Here is a 10400-nt window from a genome sequence, read left to right as displayed (position 1 = left end):
CTTGGTCGCCGCATCCATGCGGCTCACACCCCTGCCACCGGACCCACCCCGCCTTCGACAGTTTCCCGCGAGCTGTGGGAGCGGCGTTCTGCTTTGGTGGGTGCCGACAGTTGGTCGACGCGGGGTCGGATCCCGTTGCTGCGCACGGGATCCGACCCCTCTGGATATCGGTCAATGTGAGTGACGCGATGGCTTACTTCGCCTTCCTGCTCCGCACCCAGTAGCCCACGCCCAGCAGCACGAACCAGACCGGGCTGGCGATCAGCGCCTGGCGGGTGTCGGCCTGCAGGCTCAGCAGTACCAGCACGCCGGCGAAGAACACCAGGCAGGCCCAGCACATGGCCACGCCACCGGGCATCTTGAAGATCGAGGCGGCATGGCGCTCCGGGTAGCGGCGGCGGTAGACCATGTAGGCCACCAGGATCAGCGACCAGACGAAGACGAAGAGCACCGTCGCCAGCGTCGTCACCAGGGTGAAGGCGGTCACCAGGTTCGGGATCAGGTAGATCAGCAGGGTGCCGCCCAGCAGGCACAGGCACGAGAACAGCAGGCCGCGGGCCGGCACCGCCGCGCGCGACAGGCGCGACAGACCACGCGGGGCGTGGCCCTCTTCAGCCAGGCCGTACAGCATGCGGCTGGTGGAGAAGATGCCGCTGTTGGCCGACGACGTGGCCGAGGTCAGCACCACGAAGTTGATCAGGCTGGCCGCGGCGGGGATGCCGGCCAGCACGAACAGCTGCACGAACGGGCTCTTGTCCGGCACCACCTGGCGCCACGGCGTCACCGCCATGATCGCCACCAGGGCCAGCACGTAGAAGATGATGATGCGCACCGGGATCGAGTTGATCGCCTTGGGCAGGTTGCGCTCCGGGTCGGCGGTTTCGGCGGCGGTGGTGCCCACCAGCTCGATGCCGACGAAGGCGAACACCGCGATCTGGAAACCGGCGAAGAAGCCGACCAGGCCCATCGGGAACATGCCGCCGTCGTTCCACAGGTTGGACAGCGAGGCGGTATGCCCGCTGGGCGAAGTGAAGCCCCAGGCCACCAGACCGGCACCGGTGATGATCAGCGCGCAGATGGCCACGATCTTGATCAGCGCGAACCAGAACTCCATTTCGCCGAACAGCTTCACCGTCACCAGGTTCAGGCCCAGCAACAGCATCACGCACAGCAGTGCCGGTATCCACGCCTGCAGCTCCGGGAACCAGAACTGCGCATAGGCCGCGATGGCGATGACATCGGCGATGGCGGTGACGATCCAGCAGAACCAGTACGTCCACCCGCAGAAGAACCCGGCCCAGGGGCCGAGCAGGTCGGTGGAGAAGTCGATGAAGGATTTGTACTGCAGGTTGGACAGCAGCAGCTCGCCCATCGCGCGCATCACGAAGAACAGCATCGCGCCGATGATGAGGTAGACGAACAGGATGGACGGACCGGCCAGGCTGATGGTCTTGCCCGACCCCATGAACAGGCCGGTACCGATGGCACCGCCGATGGCGATCAGTTGCAGGTGGCGGTTGGACAGGCTGCGGCGCAGGTGTTCGGGGGGCGTGGCGGGCTCGGTCATGGGCGCGGGAAGGGGCGGGTGAAGGGGCGGGTGAAGTCTCCGACGGTAGTCCTCTGCGGTGCCGAGCGCCAGCGCTGGAAGGGCTGAAAGCGTCAAATCGGAAGCACACGCGACCCAACCATTCCCCCCGGGCCTGCAACATGCTCAGATAGTGCATCCGACCAAGGACCGGCCCGCCATGCGCAGCGCCCTGCCCCGCCCCCTGGAAAACCTGCCATGAGTCGCCTGGGCGTCATCATCGCCGCGATCCTGCTGGCGATCCTGGCGGCGGTCGTGCCGATCACTGCGATGGTCTACGCCACCTGGAACAGCGCGGTCGGGCTGGAACAGCAGCGCCTGCACGAGATCGCCGAGCGCGCCCTGCGCCGCGCCGACGTCTCCTACCAGGAATCACTGGCGGTGCTGAAGGCCGCCGAAGCCTCGCGCCTGCCGCCTTGCAGCCCCGAGCACGTGCGGCGCATGCAGACGCTGGTGATGACCACGCCCTCAGTCGACCAGATGGGCTATTTCGAGGGCGGAAAGCTGCGCTGCACCTCATGGGGCATGTTCGAGGGCGATGTCAGCCAGCCCACCCCGGACCATGTCACCAGCGATGGCGCCGGCATCAAGGTGGACGTGCGCCCGCAGTCCACCGAGCAGCGCAAGGTGCTGTCCATCCTGTACGGCTCCTACGACACGCTGGTCGACCCGCGCCGCTTCGTCGATGTCATCGCCGATCCGCAGGTGCGTCTGGCCCTGGCCAGCCCCGACGGCCGCCTGCTGTCCAAGCAGGACGGCATCAACCCCGACCTGCTGCTGCAGCAGCTGCGCCAGCCCGGCGAGGGCCTGGACGACGACACCCTGTACGCCACGGCCCGCAACAACGATTGGCTGGCCATCGCCACCGGCCCGCGTACCGCCTTGGCCGCCACCTTCCGCCAGCAGGCCTGGCTGTTCGTGCCGGTGGGCCTGCTGCTGGCCGCTGCCGGTGCCGGCGTGGTGATCTGGCTGTCGCGCCGTCGGCTGTCGCTGCGCGGCGAACTGTCCATCGCCATCCGCCGCCGCGAGCTGTACCTGCACTACCAGCCCATCATCGAACTGGAGACCGGCATCTGCGTCGGTGCCGAGGCGCTGGTACGCTGGCAGCGTCCCGACGGCACCCAGGTGCGCCCGGACATCTTCGTGCCGCTGGCCGAGGAACACGGCCTGATCGCCGCACTCACCGACCTGGTGATCGAGAACGTGGTGTCGGACATGCGCGAACTGCTGGTGCATGACCGCAGCGCGCACATCGCCATCAACCTTGCGGCCGAGGACATCATCAGCGGCCGCGCATTGAAGTCGATCACCCAGCGAATGGCCGGCAGCGGCATCCTGCCTCAGCAGATCTGGCTGGAAGCCACCGAGCGCGGCTTCCTCGATGCCGACCGCGCCCGCACCATGCTGGCCGCCGCACGCCGTGCCGGCCACAGCATCGCCATCGATGATTTCGGCGTGGGCTATTCCAGCCTGCAGTACCTGGAGCAGCTGCCGCTTGACGCGCTGAAGATCGACAAGTCGTTCGTCGATGCCATCGGCACCGAAAGCGCGACCAGCCCGGTCACCCCGCACATCATCGACATGGCCAAGGAGCTGGGCCTGTGGGTGGTGGCCGAGGGCGTGGAGACCGAACCGCAGCTGGCCTACCTGCACAGCCAGCAGGTGCAGTTCGGGCAGGGCTGGCTGTTCTCGCGACCGCTGCCGCGTGATGCGTTCATCGCCTTCCACCACCAGCGCCAGCAGCGCTACGGCACCGCGCGGGAGGACATGCAGAACCCGCGCAGCGTGCCCATCGAGCGGGCGGCCGCGGAAGAGTAACGGCCAGTAGATCCACACCATGCGTGGATGAAACCGCCCTGGTAGTGCCGGCCGCTGGCCGGCATCCACATGCAATGGCCGCTACACCCAGGCCTTCGGCCGCGCCCACAACCACGCCGCGCACACCGCCAGCAGCAGCAACGGCAACCACGCCAGCTGCCCCGCCCCCACCGACTGCAGCACCACGCCACCGGCCATGCCACCGGCGGCAATCGCCAGGTTCCAGCCGGTCACCAGCATCGACTGCGCCAGGTCCGCCGCCGCGCCCGCACGCCGCGCCACCGCGGTCTGGAACAGCGTCGGCACCGCGCCAAACGCCACGCCCCACAGCACGCTGGCCAGCAGCAGCACCTGCGGCACGCCCGGCCACAGCAGCAGGGCCAGCACCGCCAGCACGAAACCGGCCACGGCGGCCCACACCAGCGCGCGCAGATGGCGATCCACGCCCCAGCCGGCAATGCCGATGCCGGCGACGGCCGCCACGCCAAATGCCAGCAGCACGCGGTCCAGCCAGTGCTGCGCGTTGGCCAGGATCGCCAGCGGCTCGATGTAGGTGTAGAGCACGTTGTGCGCCAGCACGTACAGCGCCATCACCAGCAGGGTGCTGCGTACCCCCGGCAATCGCCAGACGCTGCCCAGCGGCGTGCGTTGGCCTCCACCGGCTGCCGGCAGCGCAGGCACCGCCCAGCGCACCCAGCCCAGCAGCAGCACCGCCAGCAGCGCCATCAGCCCGAATGCCCAGCGCCAGCCAATCTGCTGGCCCAGCAGCGTGCCTGCCGGCACCCCCAGCGAGAGCGCCAACGGTGAACCCACCATCGCCACCGCAATCGCCCGCCCCTGCAGTTCGGGCACCACCAGGCGCGCGGCATAGCCGGCCACCAGCGACCACAGCAGGCCCGCACCCACGCCGGCCAGGAAGCGCACCACCAGCAGCAGCGTGTAGTTGCTGGTCACCGCGGTCAGCGCATTGACCACCACGAAGCCGGCAATCGCCGCCAGCAGCAAGGGCCGACGCGGCAGCCGCTGGGTCAGCGCTGTCATCGGCAACGCCGCCAGCACCGAGCCCAGCGCGTAAACGCTCACCAGCTGCCCCACCGCGGCATCGCTCACGCCCAGACTCTGCCCCATCGGCCGCAGCACACCGGCCGGCAGGGTTTCAGTCAGCAGGGTGATGAAGCTGCCACCGGCCAGTGCCAGCAGCCCGTTCCACGGCAGACGCGTGGCCTCGCCCGCAGGCGACGACGCATCGACGGCATGCCCGCTCATCGCACCGCCTCCAGATCGCGGTACACCGCATTGCGCAGCTCATCGACGAAGGCGCCGTGCATGCCCTCGTACAGGGTGTTGGTGAGGGCCACCACGCTGAGGCCGCGCGCGGGATCGACGAACCAGCTGTGGCCATAGGCACCGCCCCAGCGCCAGGTGCCCACGCCCTGCGGCGTGCCCGAAGCGGCCGCATCACGCAGCACCGCAAAGCCCAGACCGAAGCCCCAGCCCGGCGGATCGGGCGGCCCCTGCTCGCCGGCCTGCACGCGGCCCATCTCTGCAGCCAGCTCCGGCGGCAGCAACGCAGACGCCTGTACATCGCGCAGCGCTTCGAGCACGGTCATCACCTCATCGGCGCTGCCGACCAGCCCTGCACCGGCCGAGGCGTAGCGACTGGCGTCGGTGGCGCGCGCCAGGCTGTATTCGATGCCCACCGTGCCGTCGAAGGGCGCGACGACCTCGCCTTCCTGCAGCCGATGCGGCTGCGGCGCATCGCTCACATAGGGCGTCGCCAGGCGCGCGCCCTGCGCGGTACGGAAGCCGGTATCGCCTAGGCCCAGCGGCTGCGCCAGCAGGCGTTCGAACAACTGCTGCAGCGTCTGTCCGCTCGCGGCTTCGGCAACGGCACCGGCCACATCCACGCCCAGGGAGTACAGCCACTGGCTGCCCGGTGCGAACAGCAGCGGTACCTGCCCGATGCGCTGCACGTTGTCCTGCAGGCTCAGCGGGTTGGCGTCCATGCCATCACTGACGCCGGCACGCGCATACGGCCCCTGCGCATCCGCTTCCAGGAAGCGATAGCCGAGACCGCTGGTGTGGCTCAGCAGCTGCCGTAGGCTGATCGGCGGCACGCTGCCATCGGCCAGCGCCGGGCGGAAGGTCGGCAGCCAGCGCTGCACGGGGGCATCGAGGTCGAGCACGCCGTCGGCTACCAGGCGCAGGATCACGGTGGTCAGCAGCGGCTTGCTCACCGAGGCCAGGCGGAACAGCTGGTCGCGCTGCATCGGCGTGTCTGCCTCACGGTCGGCCAGACCGGTGGCGCTGGCATGGCGCAGCACACCATGCTCGCGTACCAGCACCACCGCGCCCACGAGGCGTTGCGGGTGGGCCTGCTGCAGCACGTGGGCCACGCCGGGCAATGTGGGCGTGGGTTCGTCGACAGGAAGAGCGCTCATGGGGCAATCCTTTGGGGGAGGGTCGCCACGTTAGGCAGCCAGCGCCTCGGCAAAAAGCGGGTCAGCGCTCCGTGCTTCGTGGACCCCCAGGTCCGCAATCGGCGGCCTGCGCGGACTACCACGGCGCACAGGACCTGCACCGCAGTGTTGCAACGGCCCGCTGGCCGCCCGCTGCAACTGGCCCTACCCTGCGGTTTTCCCGCCGCGCTTCCGCATGTCCGTCCTCGACAATCTCGCCAACCTGCAGACCTTTGTGCATGCAGCCGACACCCGCAGCTTCGTCGAGACCGGCCGCCTGCAGGGCATCTCCGCCTCGGCCGCCGGCAAGTGCGTGGCGCGGCTCGAACACGCGCTGGGCGTACGCCTGTTCCATCGCAGCACGCGCAGCATCACCCTCACCGCCGAGGGCCAGCTGTTCCTGGCGCGCTGTCGCCGCATCCTCGCCGAGCGCGATGCCGCACGCACTGAGCTGGCCCAGCCACACGCCGCACCCAGCGGCACCCTGCGCATCAGCCTGCCGCTGGTGGGCGACCTGACCCTGCCGCTGCTCGCCGATTTCATGGCCGCCTACCCGGACATCCGCCTTGATCTCGACTTCAGCGACCGCTTGGTCGATGTCATCGAAGAAGGCTTCGATGCCGTACTGCGCGTGGGCGAGCCCAGCGATTCGCGGATGAACGCCCGGCGCCTGGGCGTGTTTCCGCGGCGCATCGTCGCCTCACCGGCCTACCTGCAGCGGCGCGGCGTGCCCAAGGTGCCGGCCGACCTGCTGCAGCACACGCTGTTGCACTACAGGTTCCCCAGCAGCGGCAAGCTGGAGCCGTGGCCGATCCAGTGGCCAGACGAACAGGCAGCACAGGAACTGCCCGTGCATATGGTCGCCAACACCATCGAAGCGCGGGTGGAACTGGCCCTGCGCGATATCGGCCTGGCCTTCGTACCGGTGCACTCGGTGCGTGATGCCATCGCCGATGGCCGCCTGGTCACCGTGCTGGATGAGCACGTGCATTCCTGCGGCACCTTCCACCTGCTGTGGCCCTCCGGCCGCCATGTGCTGCCGAAGCTGCGTGTGTTCATCGATTTCATTGGCGCGCGGCTGGATACCGTGCCCTGATCGCTCTTCTGGATACCGTGCCCTGATCGCCTTTTGTAGAGTCGAGCCATGCTCGACTGCGCTTCGAGAACAGTCGAGCACGGCTCGACTCTACAATTGGCATGCCCTGCGGGCGCTATAATCCCCTCATTCCTCCAAGAGGCTCGCGACCAATGCGCCAGTGATGCCGCCGTCTTTCCACTAGACGGCCCGACTCTTCCCGCCCCTGTGCGCAGGGGAGAACCAGGCATCCCATGGAGGTCGCATGACCACGCATTCCCTCGCGCTCGATCGCGTGTCCTATCGGTTGGCCGATGGCCGATCGCTGTTTTCCGAACTCTCGTTTTCCTTTGAACCGGTGGCCACCGGTCTGGTCGGTGCCAATGGCACCGGCAAGAGCGTGCTCGCGCGCCTGCTGGCCGGGCAACTGACGCCCGACAGCGGCCAGGTGCGCGGCAGCGGCCGGGTCTTCCTGCTGCCCACGCCCGGCTACCCGCCACGCGGCACCGTGGGCGAACTGGCCGGCGTCGGCGCTGAACTGGCCGCGCTCGCACGCATCGAAGCCGGCAGCGTCGACGAGGCCGAGTTCGCCTGCATCGGTGATCGCTGGGACCTGCGCGAGCGCCTGCAACAGCAGTGGCGTGCCCTCGGCCTGCCCGATGATCTGCAGCCGACACAGCCGGCCGCGCGCCTCAGTGGTGGCCAGGCCATGCGCGTTGCATTGTCCGGCGCATGGGCCAGCGGTGCCGATTGGCTCATCCTCGACGAACCCAGCAACCATCTGGATGCACGCAACCTCCAGCAGCTGTACCAGCAGCTGCAGCAGTGGCCGGGCGGGCTGCTGGTGATCAGCCACGACCGCGAGCTGCTGGCCCACATGCAGCAGATCGTGGAACTGGATGCGCACGGGCTGCATCGCTATGGCGGGCCGTGGCAGCACTACGCCGAGGCACGCGCCGCCGAGCGCGATGCCGCAGCCGCCCAGTTCGACCATGCGCGCGCCCAGCACCGCCAACAGCAGCGCAGCGCACGCGAACAGCAAGAGCGCCAGCAACAGCGGCAGGCGCGCGGCAACCGCGATGCGAAGCAGGCCAATCAGGCACCGATCCTGCTGGGCGGGCAGAAACAGCGTTCCGAGGCCACCCAGGGTCGTGCGCAGCAGATCCAGGCCGACCGCCTGCAGGCCAGCGCGCAGCAGTTGCGCAGTGCCGCTGCCGCCGCGCAGGCGGCACCCGAACTTGCACTGTTCGCCAGCGAAGGCGAGCGTGGCAGCACGCGGCTGCTGCAGGCCCACAACCTGGTGCTGCCGCATGGCTGCAGCGCACCGTTGCAGCTGGATCTCCGCCGTGGCCAGCGCATCGCCGTGGTCGGTGACAACGGCAGCGGCAAGTCCACCCTGCTGCGCGTGCTGGCGGGCCAGATGGATGCGCGCGCGGGCGAGGTGCAGCGGCATGCGCCGCTGGCGCTGCTGGACCAGCAGCTGCTGGCGCTGGCCGGCGAGCGCAGCATCCTCGATACGGTGCAGTCGGCCAATCCCACGGCTGCCCCCGCCGAGCTGCGCACGCGGCTGGCCCTGCTCGGGCTGGATGCACAGCGCATCCAGCGGCCGGCCAGCAGCCTCAGCGATGGCGAACGGGTAAAGGGCGCACTGGCCGGCGTGCTCTATGCGCAACCGGCACCGCAGCTGTTGCTGCTGGACGAGCCCGGCAACGCACTGGACCTGACCGCTCTGCAGGCGCTGGAGTCACTGCTCGGTGCGTGGGAAGGAGGCCTGGTGATGGTGAGCCATGACGCCCACCTGCTGCGCGCGTTACGGCCGACGCAGGTGCTGCGGGTGGGGCCTGATGGCTGGCAGTGGCGCGACGCAGACCCCGGGCCGGATTCCTTTTGCCAAGCAGAAGGGCTCTGCCCCCCGCCCGATGATCCCGCCATCCACGCATGGCGTGGATGCTTCTGCCCTCAACGCTTCCACACCGGGAACGCCTGCGGCAACTGCTGCCACAACAACGGCCCGGCGCGCAGTTCACCGTCATTGAGCAGGCACGCATCCAACGTCGCACGCACCGCGCGCTCATCCATGTGCACACCAATCACCACCAGCTCCTGCCGGCGGTCACCCCATAGCGGGTGCCACAGACGCGCCATCGCCGCATGCGCATCCCCATCGGGGAATTCCTCCAACCCCGGCAACGGCGCGCTCCAGCAGTCCGCCTGCTGCCGCGCCCAGCCCAGGTCGCTGTACGGCAGCGGCGTCGGTGGCAGCAGCGGCGTCGTGTCCTCTTCGCCGGCACGCACGCGCTCTCGCGCCGCATACCAGAAGCCAGCCGCCTGCGTGCGCGTCGCCGCACCCACGCTGCTCAGTTCGCCCACCCAGTCCATGCGGTTGGCCAGCCAGAACCAGCCCTTGCTGCGGATCACCCCGGGCATGCCCTGCTGCAGCGCGCGGGCGAAACGCCCCGGATGGAACGGCCGGCGCGATCGATAGACGAAACTGCCGATGCCGTATTCCTCGGTCTCCGGCGTGTGCTCGCCACGCAGTTCCTTCACCCAGCCCGGCGCCTGCTGCGCACGGTCGAAATCGAAGCGGCCGGTATCCAGCAGCTCGCGCAGCGGCACATCGCCAAACGACGACAGCAGCAGCTTGGCATCACGGTTCAGGCCACGCAGCACCGCCAGCGTGTCCTGCAGCACGTCCTCGTCCGTCTGGTCGACCTTGCTCACCACGATCACGTCGGCAAACTCCACCTGCTCGCACAGCAGGTCGACCACACCGCGGTCATCGTCCGGGCCGGCCTGCTGGCCGCGCTCGGCCAGGCGCAGGGTCGAACCGAAGTCGGCCAGGAACGCGCTGCCATCGACCACCGTCACCATCGTGTCCAGCCGTGCGATGTCGCTCAGGCTGAAGCCCTGTTCGTCGCGCACCGCGAAGGTGGCGGCCACCGGCATGGGCTCGCCGATGCCGGTCGATTCGATCAGCAGGTAGTCATAGCGACCGGCGTCGGCCAGGCGTCGCACTTCCTGCAGCAGGTCGTCGCGCAGTGTGCAGCAGATGCAGCCATTGCTGAACTCGACCAGCGTTTCCTCGGTGCGGCGCAGCTCGGCGCCCCCGTCGCGCAGCAGCTGCGCGTCGATGTTCACCTCGCTCATGTCGTTGACGATGACCGCCACGCGCAGCCCGTCGCGGTTGCGCAGGATCTGGTTGAGCAGGGTGGTCTTGCCGGCGCCGAGGAAGCCGGACAGCACGGTGACCGGCAGGCGGCGGTCGGCGCGGGAAACAGGGTTCATGCGGGGCGGAGGGCTGTGGATAGAAATGTTACTATATAACATTATGCAGACATGACGGAATGGCGGGGTTGCCGACTGTAGAGCCGAGCCCACGCTCGGCTGCTCCTGATTTTCCGTAGAGCCGAGCCCATGCTCGGCTGCTCCTGATTTTCCGTAGAGCCGAGCCCATGCTCGGCTG

Annotated in this window: 6 protein-coding genes and 1 pseudogene; 3 read left to right on the top strand and 4 right to left on the bottom strand. The window is 68.8% G+C overall.

Going from position 1 to position 10400, the window contains the following annotated elements; all coding sequences use genetic code 11:
• Positions 1-193 precede the first annotated feature (193 nt).
• Positions 194-1567, bottom strand: a complete 1374-nt coding sequence (gene cycA / locus DCO49_RS17865; RefSeq protein ID WP_116865141.1) for a D-serine/D-alanine/glycine transporter — start codon at positions 1565-1567, stop codon at positions 194-196.
• Between the two features lie 216 nt (positions 1568-1783).
• Between cycA and DCO49_RS17860 the strand changes: the two genes are divergently transcribed.
• Complete coding sequence (locus DCO49_RS17860; RefSeq protein ID WP_116865140.1) at positions 1784-3403, top strand: EAL domain-containing protein; 1620 nt, start codon at positions 1784-1786, stop codon at positions 3401-3403.
• 81 nt (positions 3404-3484) lie between these two features.
• On the opposite strand, the gene DCO49_RS17855 is transcribed toward DCO49_RS17860, so the two are convergent.
• A complete protein-coding gene (locus tag DCO49_RS17855) occupies positions 3485-4669 on the bottom strand; it encodes an MFS transporter (protein ID WP_116865139.1) in 1185 nt (394 codons plus the stop codon).
• Entirely contained in the window at positions 4666-5844 is a 1179-nt protein-coding gene (locus tag DCO49_RS17850) for a serine hydrolase domain-containing protein (protein ID WP_116865138.1), read from the bottom strand. The genes DCO49_RS17855 and DCO49_RS17850 overlap by 4 nt, the downstream gene beginning before the upstream one ends.
• Positions 5845-6058: 214 nt before the next feature.
• Here DCO49_RS17850 and DCO49_RS17845 point away from each other — a divergent pair, with 214 nt between their 5' ends.
• Together DCO49_RS17845 and DCO49_RS17840 are read left to right on the top strand one after the other, a co-directional pair.
• Positions 6059-6958 carry a LysR family transcriptional regulator gene (locus DCO49_RS17845; RefSeq protein WP_116865137.1) on the top strand — a complete coding sequence of 300 codons (900 nt, stop codon included), beginning with the start codon at positions 6059-6061 and terminating at the stop codon, positions 6956-6958.
• A gap of 244 nt (positions 6959-7202) precedes the next feature.
• Positions 7203-8804, top strand: a pseudogene (locus DCO49_RS17840) (ATP-binding cassette domain-containing protein); the annotation flags it as partial.
• 92 nt (positions 8805-8896) lie between these two features.
• Here the strand turns inward: DCO49_RS17840 and DCO49_RS17835 are convergent.
• Positions 8897-10222 carry a GTP-binding protein gene (locus tag DCO49_RS17835; RefSeq protein WP_116865136.1) on the bottom strand — a complete coding sequence of 442 codons (1326 nt, stop codon included), beginning with the start codon at positions 10220-10222 and terminating at the stop codon, positions 8897-8899.
• Positions 10223-10400: the final 178 nt, after the last annotated feature.

Origin of the sequence: Stenotrophomonas sp. SPM, from assembly GCF_003105135.1 — a bacterium.
In the GTDB taxonomy this organism is placed as follows: Bacteria; Pseudomonadota; Gammaproteobacteria; order Xanthomonadales; family Xanthomonadaceae; genus Stenotrophomonas.
Note: the sequence above shows the minus strand (reverse complement) of the source record. Positions and strands in the feature narration are given on the sequence as shown.

Bases quoted from the DNA above. Each gene is read 5' to 3' on its own strand.
- cycA (WP_116865141.1), bottom strand. From the start codon at position 1,567: ATGACCGAGCCCGCCACGCCCCCCGAACACCTGCGCCGCAGCCTGTCC.
- DCO49_RS17860 (WP_116865140.1), top strand. From the start codon at position 1,784: ATGAGTCGCCTGGGCGTCATCATCGCCGCGATCCTGCTGGCGATCCTG.
- DCO49_RS17855 (WP_116865139.1), bottom strand. From the start codon at position 4,669: ATGAGCGGGCATGCCGTCGATGCGTCGTCGCCTGCGGGCGAGGCCACG.
- DCO49_RS17850 (WP_116865138.1), bottom strand. From the start codon at position 5,844: ATGAGCGCTCTTCCTGTCGACGAACCCACGCCCACATTGCCCGGCGTG.
- DCO49_RS17845 (WP_116865137.1), top strand. From the start codon at position 6,059: ATGTCCGTCCTCGACAATCTCGCCAACCTGCAGACCTTTGTGCATGCA.
- DCO49_RS17835 (WP_116865136.1), bottom strand. From the start codon at position 10,222: ATGAACCCTGTTTCCCGCGCCGACCGCCGCCTGCCGGTCACCGTGCTG.